Consider the following 16811-nt stretch of genomic DNA (forward strand, 5'->3'; position numbering starts at 1 on the left):
AAGGCTACGGGCAGACGGCTCCCGGTTGGAGGCAGGATCGCCCCCCGTGCTCAGGCGACGATCTCGCAGCTGCCGCCGGCAGCCTCGATCTTGGCGCGGGCGGAGGCGGTGAACGCGGCCGCCTGGACGGTGAGTTTCACCTTCAGGTCGCCGTTGCCCAGAACCTTGAGCGGGTAGCGGGGGCTGGTCACCAGGCCGGCCTGCTCCAGGGAGTCGAGGCTGACGGTGCTGCCGGCCGTGAGCTCACCCAGCCGCGACACGTTGATCACCGTGTAGTGGGTGGGGTTGACGACCGGGAAGTGCTTGAGCTTCGGGATGCGCCGGTAGAGGGGCATCTGGCCACCCTCGAAGCCGGGGCGGGTGGGACGGCCGGAGCGGGATTTCTGGCCGCGCATGCCGAAGCCGCAGCTGGCGCCCTGGCCGGCGGCGATGCCGCGACCCTTGCGCAGCTTGCGCTTGCGGGAGCCCGTCTGGGGCTGAAGGCTGTTGAGAGAGAAGGTCGTCATGGCGGGCCTCAGGAGTAGATCTGCTCAAGGGAGATGCCCCGCTCCTTGGCGGTCTCCTTGTGGGTGCGCAGGCCCTGGAGGGCCTGCATGGCGGCGCGGGCGTTGTTGAGCGGGGTCTTGGAGCCGAGCCGCTTGGCCAGCACGTTCTTGATGCCGGCCAGTTCGAGCACGGTGCGGATCGAACCGCCGGCGATCACCCCGGTGCCGGGGGCGGCCGGCCGGATCAGCACGCTGGCGGCGCCGTCGCGGCCGTTGCTGAGGGTGGGAATCGAGCTGGTGCGGGTGAGAGGCACCTTGACCAGATGCTTCTTGCCGTCGGCCACGCCCTTGCGGACGGCGCCGATGACGTCGCCGGCCTTGCCGACGCCGACACCCACCTGGCCGCGCTCGTTACCGACCACGACGATGGCCCGGAAGCTCATCTTCTTGCCGCCCTTGACGGTCTTGGAGACACGGCGGATCTGCACCACCCGCTCCTGCCATTCGGAGTCACGCTCCTGGCCGCGACGGTTGTCACGGCCGCGGCCACCGCCGCGGCGGTCGCCGCCCTTGGAGTCGCCCCGGCCACCACCGCCGCCCCGGCGCTGCTCCTGCTGGCCTTCGGCAGCGGCGGGGACGTCGGAGGCCGCAGGCACGGCGCCGGTCTGGATCTGGTCGTTGGTTTCGGTCATGGTGAGAGCAGGGATCAGAACTGAAGGCCCGCTTCCCGGGCGGCGTCAGCAAGGGCCTTGACCCTGCCGTGGTACAGGTTGCCGCCGCGATCGAAGACCACCTGCTGGATGCCCTTGGCGAGGGCACGCTGGGCGACCAGCTGACCCACGGCGACGGAGGCATCGCAGGTCGCAGCCGCCTGGACGCTGGTGCGCAGGTCCTTGTCGAGGGTGGACGCGGCGCAGAGCGTGCTCTGGGCGTCGTCGTCGATGACCTGGGCGTAGATGTGGTTGTTGGAGCGGAACACGGCCAGCCTGGGACGGTCGGCGGTGCCGGAGAGCAGACGACGCAGGCGGCGGTGACGCTTCTGGGTCTGCTGTTTGCGGGAGAGGGTAGACATGGGGGATCAGACGGTTGACGCTCGAGCAGACCTCATTTCTTGCCGGTCTTGCCGGCCTTGCGCAGGATCTTCTCACCTTCGTACTTGATGCCCTTGCCCTTGTAGGGCTCGGGCGGACGAATGCCGCGGATCTTGGCCGCCTCGTTGCCCACCAGCTCCTTGTCGGCGCCGGAGACGAGGACCGAGGTGTTGTTCTCCACGGTGAAGGTGACCCCTTCAGGAGGGACCATCTCCACCGGGTGGCTGTAGCCGGCGCTGACCACGAGCTTGCGGCCCTGGACCTGGGCGCGGTAGCCCACGCCGATGATCTCGAGCTTGCGGGTGAAGCCCTGGCTGACCCCTTCCACCATGTTGGCGACGAGGGTGCGGCTGAGGCCGTGGCGCTCGCGGGAGCGGCGGTGGCTGCTGGTGGGACTCACCACCACGGTGCCGTCCTCCTGGCTGACGCTGACGCCCTCCGGGAGAACGCGGCTGAGTTCGCCCTTGGGACCCTTCACGGTCACCGCCAGGCCATTGAGGCTGACGGTCACCTTGTCGGGGATGGGAATCGGGGCTTTACCGATACGGGACATGGAACAACTCCTGGGATCAGTAGACGTAGCAGAGCACTTCGCCGCCGACGCCCTGCTTGCGGGCATCACGGTCGCTCATCACACCCCGGGAGGTGGAGATGATCGCCACGCCGAGGCCGCCCAGCACCTTGGGCAGCTGGCGGGTGTTCTTGTAGATGCGCAGGCCGGGCTTGCTCACCCGCTGCACGGAACGGATGGTGGGCTGGCGGTGCTTGCCGCTGTATTTCAGCTCAAGCACCAGCTGGCGCTGCACCCCTTCGCCCTCTTCGGAGATGGCAGCGATGAAGCCCTCGTGCTGGAGCACGTTGGCGATGCTGCGGGAGAGGCGGGAAGCGGGAATCCTGGTGCGCTCGTGGCGCTTCTCACTCGCATTGCGAATGCGGGTGAGCATGTCGGAGATCGGGTCGTGGTTGGCCATGGTCGTGTCCGGAAGGGGGCTCAGGTATTGCGGAACGGCATTCCCATTTCGCGGAGGAGGGCCCGGCCCTCTTCGTCGTTACGGGCGTTGGTCACGATCGTGACGTCCATCCCCCGGATGGCATCGATCTTGTCGAAGGAGATCTCGGGGAAGATGATCTGCTCCCGGATCCCCAGGGTGTAGTTGCCCCGGCCGTCGAAGCTCTTCGGGCTCACGCCGCGGAAGTCGCGGATGCGCGGCAGCGCCAGGTTGATCAGGCGCTCCAGGAAGGCGTACATCCGCTCGCCCCGCAGGGTGACGGCCACGCCGATCGGCATGCCCTGGCGGATCTTGAAGGCGGCGATGGCCTTCTTGGCGCGGGTCACCACCACCTTCTGGCCGGTGATGGTGGCCAGTTCGGTGATCGAGGCCTCGAGCGCCTTGGCGTTCTGGGCCGCCTCACCGAGGCCCCGGTTGACGGTGACCTTGACCACCTTGGGAACCTCGTGGACGTTGGAGAGGTTGAGATCCTTCAGCAGCTTGGGCTGGATCGTCTCCCGGTAGCGCTGTTTGAGTGACATGGCGGGGGGATGGGGGGGCGCTTCTGGACGGGGTCAGAAGGCGGACAGGGAAGGGGAGAAAGGGAGCGTCACGACGTGGGGTGGGACGTCGCGGGATGGAGCGGAGGCGGCGGTCAGTCGAGCACCTCCCCGGTCTTCTTGAGGCGGCGCTTCTTGGTGCCGTCCTCCTGGACGACAATCTCCACCCGGCTGGCCACCTTCTTGTCGGTGGAGAAGAGCATCACGTTGGAGGCGTGCAGGGAGGCCTCTTCGGTGACGATCCGGCCGGTCTCGCCTTCCTGGGTGGGTTTGACGTGACGGGTGCGCAGGTTGATGCCCTGCACCACGACGCGGTTCTCGTTCGGCAGGGTGCGCAGCACCTCGCCGGTCTTGCCCCGGTCCTTGCCGGCGATCACCTGGACCGTGTCGCCCTTGCGGATGCGCATCTTGATGCGCTGCACGGGCCGGGCTTTGGGGGTTGCGGTGGCCATCTCAGATCACCTCCGGAGCGAGGGACACGATCTTGGTGAAGTTGCGTTCACGCAGCTCGCGGGCGACGGGGCCGAAGACCCGGGTGCCCTTGGGGTTGTTGTCGTTCCCCAGGATCACGGCGGCGTTGTCGTCGAAGCGGATGGCATTGCCGGTGTCCCGGCGCAGCGTGGCCCGGGTGCGCACCACCACGGCCTTGACCACATCCGATTTCTTGACGCCCATGTTGGGCATGGCGTCCTTGACGGCCGCCACGATCACGTCGCCCACGTGGGCGTAGCGCCGGTTGGTGCCGAGCACCCGGATGCACTGGATGCGCTTGGCGCCGCTGTTGTCGGCGACGTTGAGGAAGGTTTCCTGCTGAATCATGGGTGGTTCCTCAGCCGGCGCTGGTGGTGGTGAGTACTTCGGCCACGGCCCAACGTTTGGTGCGGCTGAGGGGGCGGGTCTCGGTGATCCGGACCCGGTCACCCACGCGACAGCTGTTGGCTTCGTCGTGGGCCTTGTAGCGGGTGGTGCGGCGGACGGTCTTCTGATAGATGGGATGGGGGAAGCGGTTTTCCACCGCCACCACCACCGTTTTGTCCATCTTGTCGCTGACGACGGTGCCGACCCTTTCCTTGAGTGCCATGGGGATGGAGGGGGGAATCAGGAGGCGACGGTGGAGCGCTGGCGCTCCTCCTGCACCGTCAGCAGGTGGGCCAGCTTGATGCGGGCCTCCTTGAAGCGGTGCGGGTGCTCCAGCCGGCGGGTGGCCTGCTGAAAGCGGAGGTCGAACAGCTCGCGGCGGATGCCGTCGATCTGTTCGCCGATCTGGGCGTCGCTGAGCGCGCGCACGTCGGTGATGGTGGGACGGGCCATGGTCAGGACTCCACTGCGAGGGCGGGTTCGGGGGCGGCTGCCTCCTGGTCGGCCAGGGCGAGGAACTTCGTCTTGACCGGCAGTTTGTACTGGGCCAGACGCATGGCCTCCTTGGCGATCTCGGGGGTGATTTCAGGACCCCCCATCTCGAACAGGATGCGACCCGGCTTGATCACGGCCACCCAGAACTCCGGGTTGCCCTTGCCGGATCCCATGCGGGTTTCGGCCGGCCGCATGGTGACGGGCTTGTCGGGGAAGATCCGGATCCAGATCTTGCCCCCCCGCTTGACGTAGCGGGTCATGGCCCGGCGGCTGGCCTCGATCTGGCGGGAGGTGATCCACCCGCACTCCTGGGCCTGCAGGGCGAAATCGCCGAAGGCGATGGTGTTGCCGCGCGTGGCGATGCCGCGCATGCGGCCTCGCTGCTGCTTTCGGAACTTGACGCGTTTTGGACTCAGCATGGTTCAGGCCTCCTGATCACTCCTCGTTGGAGCGGTCTTCGAACTGTTGCGGCCGGCGGTTCGCCCGGCGTTTCGGTGCTCCACCCACGGGCAGCTGATCCTGCTGACCGGGAAGCACCTCCCCTTTGAACACCCAGACCTTGATGCCCAGCACCCCATAGGTGGTGGTGGCCACCTTGGTGGCGTAGTCGATGTCGGCGCGGAGGGTGTGCAGGGGCACGCGACCCTCGCGGGTCCACTCCGTCCGGGCGATCTCGGCGCCGTTGAGGCGCCCGCTCACCTGGAGCTTCAGACCCAGCACCCCGGCCCGCTGGGCGCGCTGCACCGCCATGCGCATGACGCGCCGGAAGGCCACCCGCTTCTCCAGCTGCTGGGCGATGTACTCGGCCAGCAGGAAGGCGTCGGCGTCGACCCGCTCCACCTCGACCACGTTGATGCGCACCTGACGGTGCACGTCGCCGAGGGTCTTCTGGATGCCGGCGCGCAGTTCCTCGATGCCGCTGCCCTGGCGGCCCACAAGCACGCCCGGACGGGCGGTCTTGAGTTCCACTTCGAGCTGGTCGGCCTTGCGGGCGATCAGCACGTCGCTGATGCCGGCGGCGGCGTACTTCTTGTGAATGAACGACCGGATCCGGTCGTCCTCCTGAAGGAGGACGGGGTAGGTCTTGCTTGGGGCGTACCAGCGGGAGCGGTGATCCTGGGTGATCCCCAGGCGCAGGCCGGTTGGATGGATCTTGTGTCCCATCGGGCGGTGTCCTCGGGGGTCAGGCGGTGGGCGCTGCCACAGCAATGCTGATGTGGCAGGTCTGTTTCTTGATGGCGTAGGCGCGGCCCTGGGCGCGGGGTCGGAACCGCTTCAGGGATGGGCCCATGTCGGCGATCGCCTGGCTGATGACCAGGGTGGCCGGATCGAGGCCGAGGTTGTGTTCGGCATTGGCGACCGCGGAGCGGAGCACCTTGGTGATCGGGCCGGTGGAGCGGTAGGGCATGAACTCGAGCATGATCAGGGCATCGCGGTAGGTGCGACCCCGGATCTGATCGAGAACCCGGCGGACCTTGGACACGGAGCCTCGGATGAAGCGACCGTGGGCCAGGGCCTGGGTGTCGGGGGTGTTGGTTGCCATCGGATCAGCGGCCTCCCTTCTTGTCTTTGATGTGACCGCGGAACGTGCGGGTGGGGGCGAATTCGCCCAGCTTGTGGCCCACCATCTGCTCCGTCACGTAGACGGGCACGTGGGCCTTGCCGTTGTGAACGGCAATGGTGTGGCCGATCATCATCGGCAGGATGGTGGAGGCCCGTGACCAGGTCTTGATCACGGTCTTGTCGTCGGCGGCGTTCTGCCGTTCCACCTTGCGAAGCAGGTGGTCGGCGACGAACGGACCTTTTTTGAGTGAGCGTCCCATGGCGGATCAGGCGAACAGCAGAGCGGTGTGGGTCATCAGGAGTCGCGTCCGCCTCGGCTCCGTTTGGAGGTGCGGCGCTTCTTGCGCAGCACGAACCGGTTGCTCGGCTTGTTGCGCTTGCGGGTCTTGAGGCCCAGGGCGGGCTTGCCCCAGGGGGTGACCGGGCCGGAGCGGCCGATCGGTGCCCGGCCCTCGCCACCCCCGTGGGGGTGGTCGCAGGGATTCATCACACTGCCGCGCACCTCGGGGCGGCGGCCCAGCCAGCGCTTGCGGCCGGCCTTGCCCAGGCTGGTGTTGCGCTGTTCGGCGTTGCCCACCTCACCGAGGGTGGCGTAGCACTCACGGCGCACCAGCCGCACCTCCGTGGAGGGCAGCTTGAGAGCGACGTAGTCGCCTTCCTTGGCCACCACCTGGGCGCTGGCCCCGGCGGTGCGCACCATCTGGCCGCCCCGGCCGGCGTAGAGCTCCACGTTGTGGACGCTCGAGCCGAGGGGAATGGCCGAGAGGGGCAGGGCGTTGCCGTTCTCGATCGGAGCATCGGGGCCGGACACCACGCTCTGGCCGACGGCCACGTTGGCCGGAGCCAGGATGTAGCGCTTCTCGCCGTCGGTGTAATAGAGCAGCGCCAGACGGGCGTTGCGGTGCGGGTCGTAGTGGATCGCGGCCACCTTGGCGCTCACGCCGTGCTTGTCGCGACGGAAGTCGACGATGCGGTAGAGGCGCTTGTGGCCACCGCCGCGGTGGCGGCAGGTGATCACGCCGCGGTTGTTGCGGCCCTTGTGGCGGTGCTTGGACACCACCAGGCCCCGTTCCCGGTTCTTGCCCGTGATGTCACTGAAGTCAGTGACCACCAATGTGCGGGTGCCGGGAGTGTTGGGCCTGTAGTTGCGGATTGCCATGACGTTTCAGACCCCTCAGGACTCAGGGAACAGCTGGATGGCGTTGCCTTCGGCAAGCCGCACCACCGCTTTCTTCACCTGGGCGCGTTTGCCGGCGAAGCGCCCCACCCGGCGGGTGCGGCGGGGGGGATTCATGGTGCTGACGCCGACGACCTTGACGTCGAACAGGTGCTCGACGGCCGCCTTGATGTCGGGCTTCGCGGCCCGATGGTCCACCTCGAAGGTGTACTGGTTGATCTCGATGGCCCGGGTGGCCTTCTCGGTGATCAGCGGGCGACGGATCACGTCCGCCAGCCGGCCTGCAAATCGCTCAGACATCGCCGTAGACCTCCTGAATCTTGGCCAGTGCCTCTTCGCTGAGCACGAGCTTGTTGGCATGGAGCAGATCGAACACGTTCAGCTGATCGGCGGCGATCAGCTTCACCTTTTCGAGGTTGCGCACCGAACGGCGCACGGCCTCGGAAGCCCCGTCGAGCACCAGCAGCACCTTGGCTCCGGCCTCGATGCCGAAGCGGGCCAGGGCGGCGGTGATCTCCTTCGTTTTGGGGGTGTCGAGCCCTTCGGCGAAGCCCTTCACCACCGTGATGTCCGCAACGCGGCTCATCAGGGCGGTGCGCAGGGCCAGGCGGCGTTCCTTGCGGTTCATCGCCACCGCGTAGCTGCGGGGCTTGGGTCCGAAGATCACGCCACCGCCGGGTCGCAGGGGGGTGCGGATCGAGCCCTGGCGGGCCCGGCCGGTGCCCTTCTGCTTATAGGGCTTGCGGCCACCGCCGGCCACCTCGGCCCGCGTGAGGGTGCTGGCCGTGCCCTGGCGGGCGTGGGCCAGCTGGCGCACCACCGCCCGGTGCAGCAGGCCTTTGGCGGATGTCGGCTTGGCGACCTTGAGGCCGAGGGGAGCTTTGCCGCTCTCCTTGCCCTGCCAGTCGCGGATCACACAGTCAGTCATGGGTGTTCTCCTCAGTTCGCGGCGGGGCTGCCCACCCGCCTGGCCGGGCGGATGTCGAGCAGGGCGCCGGGCTTGCCGGGCACCGAGCCCTTGACGACCAGCAGATTGCGTTCCGCGTCCACCTTGAGAATGGTGAGGCCGCGGGTGGTGATCTGCTTGCCGCCGTAGCGGCCGGCCATCCGTTTGCCGGGATAGACCCGGCCGGGCGTGGTGCCGGCGCCGATGGAGCCCGGTTCGCGGTGGTTCTTGGAGCCGTGGCTCATCGGACCGCGGCTGAAGCCGTGGCGCTTCTGCAGGCCCGAGAAGCCACGGCCGATGGTGTCGCCGCTGACGTCGACCTTCTGGCCGGGGCTGAAGTCCTCGACGGTGACGGGGGCACCGAGCTCAAGGCCGTCAATGGCCTCCAGGCGGTACTCCTTGAGGTGCCGCAGGGGCGCCTCGCCGGACTTGGCCAGGTGGCCCTTGGCGGGTCTGTTGACGAGCTTCTCGCGCGTTTCGCCGAAGCCGAGCTGCACCGCGGTGTAGCCGTCGGTGGCTTCGCTCTTGAGTTGGGTGATGCGGCAGGGACCCGCTTCGATCAGGGTGACCGGAATGGATTTGCCTTCTTCATCGAAGAACTGGGACATACCCAGCTTCTTCCCGAGAATGCCGATGGACATGGGAGGGAGAACAACACCAGCTGGACTGCCGTGGCGCAACGTCGGGAGTCTGGGCCGGAGCCCGGAAACCCGAAGAAACCGCCGGACGGCGGGGGCTGAATTCGTGGAATCGCAGATTGACCCGGAGGTCAGGAGCTAGCGAGGCGAATCAGCGGGCTGGGACTTGCCGGAACCGAGGACGAAACGGGTTGGGGGCGAACCCCCGGCCTGATTTCGTTGTGTCCGGCAGTATCCCGACGTTCCGGACAGCGGCGAAGCGCTGCACTGGATCGTGCGGGCCAGAAAGGAGGCATCACCAATGACGCATCCCGTACCGTTCTCTGGAGGCCCGGCTAGCGGACGGGCACAGATGATCGGCACAAGAGACCACCCTACCCCATGGTGTGCACCACCACCTCCGGGGCCCGGGCCTGCTGCCAGACTCACCCCCGACCCGTCTGCCGCTCCCGATGCCTCTGCTGATGACCGGCCGCGGTTTCCGCAACGAACTGGAGCGCTGCGGTGCCCTCGCCCTGTTCGTGCCCCTGGAGGGCGGTGCCGAAACCCGCCTGCTGCGGCGGCTGCGGGCGGCGGGCTACCGGGCTCAGCTCACCTCCGCCCGGGGCCTGGGCGATCCGGAGGCCTACCTGTTGCAGCTGCACGGCATCCGGCCGCCCCATCTCGGGCATCACAGCGTGGGCAAGGGCGCCGCCGTGGGCGAGGTGCAACGCGTGATGCCCCTGCTGGGCGCCCAGCTGGCCGGGGAGGGTCCCGTGCTGCTGTGGCTGCTGGAGGGTCAGGTGCTGAGCAGCTCCGAGCTCGCCGGCCTCTGCGACCTCTGCCGGCGCGAACCGCGCCTCAAGATGGTGGTGGAGATGGGCGGCGCCCGGGTGCTGCGCTGGCAGCCCCTTGAGCAGCTTGTTCCCGCCTGAGGCCACCGCAGCCCGGCGTGGTCCCCCATAGCCTGACCCCGTTCGGCGGACTCCCGGCAGTTGAGTGAGCGGCTGGCATTGATCTGGGGTTCGGCCTTCTTCGCCGGCTCCCTGGCCCAGGCCACGGCCTGGGTGACGGGCCAGCCGGCCGTGGTGCTGCTGCTGGGCATGGGCCTGCTGGCGGGCCATGCCGGCTTCGATCTGGTGCACCCCGAGGACCTCGGTGCCGGCCTGGAGCCGGTGGTGGGGCTTCTGGTGAGCCTGGTGCTCTTCGACGGGGGCCTCAACCTGCGGCTGGCCGGCCGCGACCTGCAGCGCTCGGTGCTGCAGCTCGTGCTGGTGCGGCTGGTGCTGGGGCTGCCCCTGGCGGCCCTGCTCGCCCACCTGCTGGCGGGCCTGCCCTGGTCCCTGTCGCTGGTCTACGGGGCGATCGCCCTGGCCACCGGCCCCACGGTGGTCACCCCCATGGTTCGCCAGCTGCGGCTCGCGCCGAAGCTGGCCCAGCTGCTGGAGGCGGAAGGCCTGATCCTCGAACCGGTGAGCGCCGTACTGGGCCTGGTGCTGCTTCAGGTGACCCTGGGGGATCTGGGGGGCTGGCAGGAGGTGGCTTCCCGGTTGCTGCTGCGTCTGGGGGGAGGGGTGGCGATCGGTGGCCTGGCCGGGCTGCTGCTCTCCGAGGCCCTGAGCCGCCTCGGCGCGGTGGGGGCAGCCAACGGCGGTGACGGGGCGGTCTCCGCCGAAGCCAGTGGTCTGGAGCTCCAGCTCACCCTGGGGGCTCTGTTCCTGATGTTCAGCGGCTGCGAGGCCCTGCTGCCGGAATCGGGCCTGCCGGCGGCGGTGAGCGCCGGAGTGGTGGTGGGCCTGCGCCTCGATGCGGCCGCCACCCAGCTGGATGAACTGATCCGCCAGTTGGCCATGCTCGCCATCACCGTCCTGTTCCCCCTGCTGGCCGCTGATGTGTCGTGGGCGGAACTCAGTCCCCTCGGCCTGGGGGGAGTGGGCTGCGTGCTGGCCCTGATGCTGGTCCGCTGGCCCCTGATCCAGGCCACGGGCCTGGGCCTGCCCAGCCTCGACTGGCGCGAGAAGGTGCTGCTGAGCTGGATCGCCCCGCGCGGCATCGTGACCGCGGCGGTGGTCAGCCTCTTCGCCCTCGAGCTCGACCGGGCGGAGGTGGCCGGCGGCGGTGTGCTCAAGGGGCTGGTGTTCCTGACGATCCTGATGACCGTGGGTCTGCAGGGATTCACCGCCCCCTGGCTGGTGGCCCGGCTGGGGCTCTCCCAGCCCGGCAGCGGCGCGGAACCGGCGCCGCTGGAGCCCGCCCTGGCCGGCGAGGCCGCCGACCTGCCCCGGGCCGGCTGAGCGGCATCAGTGGCAGGATCAATGCTCCCCAGCAGTGCCACGCATGGGTGCCACGGCCTGGGCCCCCGCACCGGAGCTGCTCACGGAACCCGAGCGGGCCCTGGCCCGGGGGGCCTGGGTGAAGCTGATCGGCGGGGCGAGCAACCAGGATCTGGCCGCCATCGAGGATCTGGCCGGCATCCACACCCTGGCGGGGGTGCACTGCCTGGATGTGGCGGCCGATCCGGCCGTGGTGGCGGCGGCCCGCCGCGGGATGGGCTGGGCGGCGGCCCGGGGCGCCCGGCGACCCTGGCTGATGGTCAGCCTCAGTGACGGCCTCGATCCCCATTTCCGCAAGGCCTGGTTCGATCCGGCCCGCTGTCCGCCGGCCTGCCCGCGGCCCTGCGAGCGGGTCTGCCCGGCCCTGGCCATCGACGGCCGGGGGGTGGCGGCTGCCCGCTGCTACGGCTGCGGCCGCTGCCTGCCCGCCTGCCCCCACGGGCTGATCGAGGAGCGCAGCCAGGTGGTGGCGCCGGCCGCCCTGGCGGGCCTGCTGGCGGAGCTGGCCCCCGACGCGGTGGAGCTGCACACGCGGCCGGGGCGGCTGGAGGCCTTCGCCGAACGGGTGGAGCAGCTGAGGGCCAGCGGGGTGCCCCTGCGCCGGGTGGCGGTCAGCGCCGGCCTCGAGGACGGCGGGGGAAGCGTCGAAGGGCTGGCGGCGGAGCTCTGGCAGCGCTTCCGCCTGCTGCGCCGGGCCGGTTTCCGGCCCCTCTGGCAGCTGGATGGCCGTCCCATGAGCGGCGACGTGGGCATCGGCACCGCCCGGGCGGCCGTGGCCCTGCTGGAGCGTCTGGCCCCGCTGGCGCCGCCGGGTCCGCTGCAGCTGGCAGGCGGCACCAATGCCCGCACCCTGGCGCTGCTGGAGCGCTCCCCGGCGGCCGTCCCGCGGGCGGCGGGGGTGGCCTTCGGGGGGGTGGCCCGCCGCCAGCTTCAGCCCCTGCTGCAGGAGGCCGAGGCGGAAGGGCGGCGTCTGCTCGACCTGCCGCGGCTCTGGCCGCGGGCCCTGGCACTCACGCAGGCGCTGGTGGGGCCCTGGCTGGCCCGGGGCGCCGGCGGCGGCGGCCCCTGAAGCCCGGCTAGAACGAACCGGTCGCTTCACCCCGGCGCCCCCTGGAGCCTTCGACCCACCCCGCCCTCTCTCCCCAGCGGGTCACCGACGATCTGGACCGGCTGCTGGCCGTGCTGCCCCCGGTGGTGCAGCGGGCCCTGGCCGGTCCGGAGCAGCGGGAGGGGCTGCTGGAGGTGGTGCTCGACCTGGGCCGGGTGCCGGAGGCCCGCTACCCCGGCCGGGCGGTGCCCCTGGGGGGTGATGCGATCGAGCGGGCCGACCTGGCGGCGGTGCTGCAGCGGCTCGGCCCCTTCGGCGGCGACAACCGGGCCGGCATCGAGCGCACCCTGCACCGCATCAGCGCCATCCGCAACCGCACCGGCGATGTGGTGGGCCTCACCTGCCGGGTGGGCCGGGCCGTGTTCGGCACCGTGGCGATGGTGCGCGACCTGCTGGACACCGGCCAGTCCCTGCTGCTGATGGGCCGTCCCGGGGTGGGCAAGACCACGGCCCTGCGGGAGATCGCCCGGGTGCTGGCCGACGACCTGCAGCGACGGGTGGTGGTGATCGACACCAGCAACGAGATCGCCGGCGACGGCGACATCCCCCACCCGGCCATCGGCCGGGCCCGGCGCATGCAGGTGGCCCGGCCCGAGCTGCAGCACCAGGTGATGATCGAGGCGGTGGAGAACCACATGCCCGAGGTCATCGTGATCGATGAGATCGGCACCGAGCTGGAGGCCCAGGCGGCCCGCACCATCGCCGAACGGGGGGTGATGCTGGTGGCCACGGCCCACGGCAACGAACTGGCCAACCTGATCCGCAACCCCACCCTCAGCGATCTGGTGGGGGGGATCCAGTCGGTGACCCTGGGCGACGAGGAGGCCCGCCGCCGCCGCACCCAGAAGACGGTGCTGGAGCGGGCCGCCGACCCCACCTTTCCCCTGGCGGTGGAGATGCACAGTCGCCACCGCTGGCTGGTGCACCGGGATGTGGCCGGCACCGTCGACCTGCTGCTGCGGGGCCAGCCCACCCGGCCCCAGGTGCGGGAGCTTGACACCGACGGCCGCCTGCTGCTGCGTGAGGACGAGCCCGTCAGGCCCGCCCCAGCTCCACCTCCCGCCTGGGGCGCGGCTCCCGCCCCCCGCCGCCCGGGCCCGGCCCCCCTGGCGGTGGTGCCCCTGCCCGATCCCGCCGGCCCCGGCCCGGCCGCGGCGGCTGCCGGGCCTCCCGTGCCGCCGCTGCGGGTCTACGGGGTGGGGATGGCGGCCCGACAGCTGGAGGAGGCCGTGCGCAGCCGCCAGCTGCCGGTGCAGGTGGTGGCCGGGCCCGAGGACGCCGATGCCCTGCTCAGCGTGCGCGGCCAGCTGGGCCGTGATCCGGAGCTGCGCCGTCAGGCCCGCGACCTGGGCCTGCCGATCCTGGTGATCAAGTCGGACACGCCCCACCAGCTGCAACGGGCCATGGAGCGGCTTCTGGAGCGACGGCGTGAGGGGGGCGCTGGCGCCGGCGGCGCCGATCCGGATCACGAGCCGGAGGGCCCGGCACGCCTGGACGATGCCCATGCCGCCCTGGAGGAGTGCCGGCTGGCGGTGGAGCAGGTGGTGCTGCCCCAGGGCCGGCCGGTGGAGCTGCTGCCCCGCAGTGAGCCGGTGCGGGCCATGCAGGCCGAACTGGTGGACCGCTACCGCCTGCGCAGCGCCGTGTTCGGCCGCGGACGCCAGCAGCGGCTGCGCGTCTTCCCTGCCTGAAGGGGCCTGCAGCCAGGGTGGACGCGGGCGAGTTGACGAAGGACCGGGCGCTGTGGGTAACTAGCTAGACGCCGGTTCCTGACCGACGTCTTTCCCATCCCATGGGCTTGATTGGGCCGTCGCCAAGCGGTAAGGCATCGGGTTTTGGTCCCGACATTCCTAGGTTCGAATCCTAGCGGCCCAGTTTTTTCCTCCCCCACCACCGGTGCCTGAACGCCCCCTGCTGGTGTTCGATTTCGACGGTGTGCTGGTCGACGGCATGGCCGAGTACTGGTGGTCGGCCCGGCGGGCGGCCCTGGCTCTGGCCGACGGTCCCAGGCCCGCTGGCGGCCTGCAGCTGCCGGAGCCGGCACCCGCCGCTTTCGCCCGACTGCGGCCCCTGATCCACAAGGGTTGGGAGATGGTGCTGATGGCCGCCGAGCTGGGCCGGCCCGGGTTCGATCTGCGGGCAGCCCTGGCGGATTACGACGCCTTCCTGACCCGGTCCCTGGCGCGCTGGGGCTGGACTCCCGATCAGCTGCAGCAGTCGCTGGAGGGCCTGCGGCAGGAGGCCATCGCCGCCGATCTCGACGGCTGGCTGGCCCTGCACCGCTTCTATCCCGGCGTGCAGTCCCGCCTGGAGCGCCTGGAGGCGGAGGGGGCCGACTGGGCCGTGCTCACCACCAAGGGCGGGGCCTTCGCCGCCCGTCTGCTGGCCGCCGCCGGCCTCACGCCCCTGGCCCTGTACGGCCACGAGCAGGGCAGCAAGCCGTCGGTGCTGGGGCGCCTGGCGGCCGAGCGGGACCCGGCCCGGCGCCCCCTCTGGTTCATCGAGGACCGGCGCCCGACCCTGGAGCTGGTGCGGAGCACGCCCGGCCTGGAGGCGGTGCGCTGCTATCTGGTGTCGTGGGGGTATCTGGGCCCGGGGGACGGGGAGGGGCTGGGTCCCCTGGGAATCCGCTTGCTGGAGCCGGCGGCTTTCGAGGCCCCCCTGGCGCACTGGCCCTGAGCCGCTAGAGTACGCCCGTACTACAGCGATTGATACGCCGGCCTCTCCGGGTGGCACTGGTTCTCCAGAGGTCGCAGGATGGCCCCCGGTTCCGGGTTCCCCTCTTCAGCGGGCCCACTCCCCACCGGCCCACTCTCCACCGCCCCTTCGCGTTCCCGGCGACCGCCTGCCGCGGCCCGTTCCCCCACCGATCCCCACCATGCCTGCCGATTCCAAGGCCGCTGCCGCCGCTGCTTCCGCTTCCGGCTCCTCCGCCTCCAGTTCCTCCACCTCCTACGTCTCCGCCGCCGCCCCGGGCGGCGACCCCCGGGCCGCCGCCGAGCGCGACAAGGCCCTGGGCCTGGTGCTCAACCAGATCGAGCGCAACTTCGGCAAGGGTTCGATCATGCGGCTGGGGGATGCCTCCCGCATGCGGGTGGAAACGGTCCCCACCGGTGCCCTCACCCTCGATCTGGCCCTGGGGGGCGGCTATCCCAAGGGCCGGGTGGTGGAGGTCTACGGGCCCGAGAGCTCCGGCAAGACCACCCTCACCCTGCACGCCATCGCCGAGGTTCAGAAGCGGGGCGGCGTGGCGGCCTTCGTTGACGCCGAGCACGCCCTCGATCCGGTCTATGCCGCGGCCCTGGGGGTCGACATCGAGAACCTGCTGGTCTCTCAGCCGGACACCGGCGAGATGGCTCTGGAGATCGTCGACCAGCTGGTGCGCTCGGCCGCCGTCGACGTCGTCGTCGTCGACTCGGTGGCGGCCCTGACGCCCCGGGCGGAGATCGAGGGGGAGATGGGCGATCTGGCCGTGGGCAGCCAGGCCCGGCTGATGAGCCAGGCCATGCGCAAAATCACCGGCAACATCGGCAAGTCGGGCTGCACGGTGATCTTCCTCAACCAGCTGCGCCAGAAGATCGGCGTCACCTACGGCAACCCGGAGACCACCACCGGCGGCAACGCCCTCAAGTTCTATGCCTCGGTGCGGCTCGACATCCGCCGCATCCAGACCCTCAAGCGCGGCACCGAGGAGTACGGCATCCGGGCCAAGGTGAAGGTGGCCAAGAACAAGGTGGCCCCTCCCTTCCGCATCGCCGAGTTCGACATCCTCTTCGGCCGCGGCATCAGCACCCTGGGCTGCCTGCTGGATCTGGCCGAGGAAACCGGCGTGGTCACCCGCAAGGGCGCCTGGTACAGCTACGAGGGCGACAACATCGGCCAGGGCCGCGACAACACGATCGCCTGGCTGGAGCAGAACCCTGAACCGAAGGAGGTGATCGAGAAGCTCACCCGCCAGAAGCTCACCGAGGGCTCGGAGGTCACGGCCAATTCGATGAAGCCCCTGGCGGCGGCGGCCAAGCTGGCAGCGGCCAAACCCCAGGCCGGTGATGAGGCGGTCGCCGCTCAGCCGGCGGAGATGCCTGCCGCCGGCTGAGCGGCGACCGGCTGGCGCCTGCCCCTCCTCCCGCCGGGAGGGGCAGGGTTCTCAGGGCTGGGCGGGAAGGGCGACCGCAGGGTCGGGGGTTTGAAGCACCAGGGCCACCCGCTGCAGTTCCTGGATGGCGTCGGCGCCTTCCAGCTTCACCAGCTCCTGGCCGTTGCGGGATTCCACCCAGCTGATGCCGAAGTCGGACACCAGCAGCCGCACCATGTGGTTGTCGCCCAGGTCGGCGACGAAGGAGGCCCCATGACCATCGCGGCCATCGCCGCACAGGTAGCAGGTGGCCGCCATGCCCTGTTTCCGCAGGGACACCGCCAGGGCCTGGAGGCTCAGGATCAGATCCTCAACGACCGAGCGGTATTGCTCGGCCAGACGGAGAAACATGGGTCGTTGCTATCACGGTCTGCCGAATCTAAGCTTTTCTTCCGATTGCCGCTAGGTAGGAATGCTCAGGTGCTGAAACCGGCACCCCGGCCTCCGCCCGGCG

At 70.1% G+C, this 16811-nt stretch carries 25 protein-coding genes and 1 tRNA gene; 7 read left to right on the forward strand and 19 right to left on the reverse strand.

What is annotated here, in order from left to right:
* Window positions 1–50: 50 nt before the first annotated feature.
* From rplO to rplC, 18 genes are all read right to left on the reverse strand, one after another.
* A complete protein-coding gene (rplO, locus tag KUG41_RS07010; RefSeq protein ID WP_216902537.1) occupies window positions 51–506 on the reverse strand; it encodes a 50S ribosomal protein L15 in 456 nt (151 codons plus the stop codon).
* 8 nt (window positions 507–514) lie between these two features.
* On the reverse strand, window positions 515–1177 hold the full coding sequence (gene rpsE, locus KUG41_RS07015; RefSeq protein ID WP_216902539.1) for a 30S ribosomal protein S5: 663 nt from the start codon (window positions 1175–1177) through the stop codon (window positions 515–517).
* Between the two features lie 14 nt (window positions 1178–1191).
* A complete protein-coding gene (gene rplR / locus KUG41_RS07020; protein WP_216902541.1) occupies window positions 1192–1557 on the reverse strand; it encodes a 50S ribosomal protein L18 in 366 nt (121 codons plus the stop codon).
* 32 nt (window positions 1558–1589) lie between these two features.
* A complete protein-coding gene (gene rplF, locus KUG41_RS07025; protein ID WP_216902542.1) occupies window positions 1590–2129 on the reverse strand; it encodes a 50S ribosomal protein L6 in 540 nt (179 codons plus the stop codon).
* A 16-nt stretch (window positions 2130–2145) separates the two neighbouring features.
* Window positions 2146–2547: a 30S ribosomal protein S8 gene (rpsH, locus tag KUG41_RS07030; protein ID WP_216902544.1), complete on the reverse strand. Its 402-nt coding sequence runs from the start codon at window positions 2545–2547 to the stop codon at window positions 2146–2148.
* Window positions 2548–2567: 20 nt separating this feature from the next.
* On the reverse strand, window positions 2568–3107 hold the full coding sequence (gene rplE / locus KUG41_RS07035; protein ID WP_216902546.1) for a 50S ribosomal protein L5: 540 nt from the start codon (window positions 3105–3107) through the stop codon (window positions 2568–2570).
* 113 nt (window positions 3108–3220) lie between these two features.
* Window positions 3221–3577: a 50S ribosomal protein L24 gene (rplX, locus tag KUG41_RS07040; protein WP_216902548.1), complete on the reverse strand. Its 357-nt coding sequence runs from the start codon at window positions 3575–3577 to the stop codon at window positions 3221–3223.
* 1 nt (window position 3578) lies between these two features.
* Entirely contained in the window at window positions 3579–3944 is a 366-nt protein-coding gene (gene rplN, locus KUG41_RS07045; protein WP_015109410.1) for a 50S ribosomal protein L14, read from the reverse strand.
* A gap of 10 nt (window positions 3945–3954) precedes the next feature.
* Entirely contained in the window at window positions 3955–4206 is a 252-nt protein-coding gene (gene rpsQ, locus KUG41_RS07050; RefSeq protein WP_216902549.1) for a 30S ribosomal protein S17, read from the reverse strand.
* A gap of 17 nt (window positions 4207–4223) precedes the next feature.
* A complete protein-coding gene (gene rpmC / locus KUG41_RS07055) occupies window positions 4224–4436 on the reverse strand; it encodes a 50S ribosomal protein L29 (RefSeq protein ID WP_216902551.1) in 213 nt (70 codons plus the stop codon).
* Between the two features lie 2 nt (window positions 4437–4438).
* Window positions 4439–4897 (reverse strand): 50S ribosomal protein L16, encoded by a 459-nt coding sequence (gene rplP, locus KUG41_RS07060; RefSeq protein WP_216902553.1) that lies wholly within the window; start codon window positions 4895–4897, stop codon window positions 4439–4441.
* Window positions 4898–4913: 16 nt separating this feature from the next.
* Entirely contained in the window at window positions 4914–5642 is a 729-nt protein-coding gene (gene rpsC, locus KUG41_RS07065) for a 30S ribosomal protein S3 (protein WP_216902555.1), read from the reverse strand.
* A gap of 19 nt (window positions 5643–5661) precedes the next feature.
* Entirely contained in the window at window positions 5662–6021 is a 360-nt protein-coding gene (gene rplV, locus KUG41_RS07070; RefSeq protein WP_216902557.1) for a 50S ribosomal protein L22, read from the reverse strand.
* 4 nt (window positions 6022–6025) lie between these two features.
* Window positions 6026–6301, reverse strand: a complete 276-nt coding sequence (gene rpsS / locus KUG41_RS07075) for a 30S ribosomal protein S19 (protein ID WP_216902559.1) — start codon at window positions 6299–6301, stop codon at window positions 6026–6028.
* Window positions 6302–6336: 35 nt separating this feature from the next.
* The gene (rplB, locus tag KUG41_RS07080; RefSeq protein WP_216902561.1) at window positions 6337–7200 is read right to left on the reverse strand and encodes a 50S ribosomal protein L2; all 864 of its coding nucleotides are present in this window, start codon (window positions 7198–7200) and stop codon (window positions 6337–6339) included.
* 15 nt (window positions 7201–7215) lie between these two features.
* Window positions 7216–7518 (reverse strand): 50S ribosomal protein L23, encoded by a 303-nt coding sequence (locus tag KUG41_RS07085; RefSeq protein ID WP_015109402.1) that lies wholly within the window; start codon window positions 7516–7518, stop codon window positions 7216–7218.
* Complete coding sequence (rplD, locus tag KUG41_RS07090) at window positions 7511–8146, reverse strand: 50S ribosomal protein L4 (protein ID WP_216902563.1); 636 nt, start codon at window positions 8144–8146, stop codon at window positions 7511–7513. The genes KUG41_RS07085 and rplD overlap by 8 nt, the downstream gene beginning before the upstream one ends.
* Window positions 8147–8157: 11 nt before the next feature.
* Window positions 8158–8805, reverse strand: a complete 648-nt coding sequence (gene rplC, locus KUG41_RS07095) for a 50S ribosomal protein L3 (protein ID WP_216902565.1) — start codon at window positions 8803–8805, stop codon at window positions 8158–8160.
* A 449-nt stretch (window positions 8806–9254) separates the two neighbouring features.
* Between rplC and KUG41_RS07100 the strand changes: the two genes are divergently transcribed.
* The 7 genes from KUG41_RS07100 (at window position 9255) to recA (ending at window position 16318) form a co-directional block, all read left to right on the forward strand.
* Window positions 9255–9716 carry an NAD(P)H-quinone oxidoreductase subunit N gene (locus KUG41_RS07100; protein WP_216902567.1) on the forward strand — a complete coding sequence of 154 codons (462 nt, stop codon included), beginning with the start codon at window positions 9255–9257 and terminating at the stop codon, window positions 9714–9716.
* A gap of 60 nt (window positions 9717–9776) precedes the next feature.
* Window positions 9777–11075 (forward strand): sodium:proton antiporter, encoded by a 1299-nt coding sequence (locus tag KUG41_RS07105; RefSeq protein ID WP_254216931.1) that lies wholly within the window; start codon window positions 9777–9779, stop codon window positions 11073–11075.
* A gap of 43 nt (window positions 11076–11118) precedes the next feature.
* Window positions 11119–12183, forward strand: a complete 1065-nt coding sequence (locus tag KUG41_RS07110) for an LdpA C-terminal domain-containing domain (RefSeq protein ID WP_216902569.1) — start codon at window positions 11119–11121, stop codon at window positions 12181–12183.
* Between the two features lie 110 nt (window positions 12184–12293).
* Window positions 12294–13913, forward strand: coding sequence for an AAA family ATPase (locus tag KUG41_RS07115; RefSeq protein WP_371734064.1), 1620 nt, complete (start codon window positions 12294–12296; stop codon window positions 13911–13913).
* A 112-nt stretch (window positions 13914–14025) separates the two neighbouring features.
* Window positions 14026–14097, forward strand: a tRNA-Gln gene (locus KUG41_RS07120).
* A 21-nt stretch (window positions 14098–14118) separates the two neighbouring features.
* Window positions 14119–14901, forward strand: a complete 783-nt coding sequence (locus tag KUG41_RS07125) for an HAD family hydrolase (RefSeq protein ID WP_216902571.1) — start codon at window positions 14119–14121, stop codon at window positions 14899–14901.
* Window positions 14902–15100: 199 nt separating this feature from the next.
* Entirely contained in the window at window positions 15101–16318 is a 1218-nt protein-coding gene (recA, locus tag KUG41_RS07130) for a recombinase RecA (RefSeq protein WP_216902573.1), read from the forward strand.
* A gap of 51 nt (window positions 16319–16369) precedes the next feature.
* Here recA and KUG41_RS07135 read toward each other — a convergent pair whose 3' ends face one another.
* Window positions 16370–16708 carry a DUF1815 family protein gene (locus KUG41_RS07135; protein WP_216902575.1) on the reverse strand — a complete coding sequence of 113 codons (339 nt, stop codon included), beginning with the start codon at window positions 16706–16708 and terminating at the stop codon, window positions 16370–16372.
* Between the last annotated feature and the right edge of the window lie 103 nt (window positions 16709–16811).

This window comes from Synechococcus sp. CCY 9618 (genome assembly GCF_019038415.1).
In the GTDB taxonomy this organism is placed as follows: Bacteria; Cyanobacteriota; Cyanobacteriia; order PCC-6307; family Cyanobiaceae; genus Cyanobium.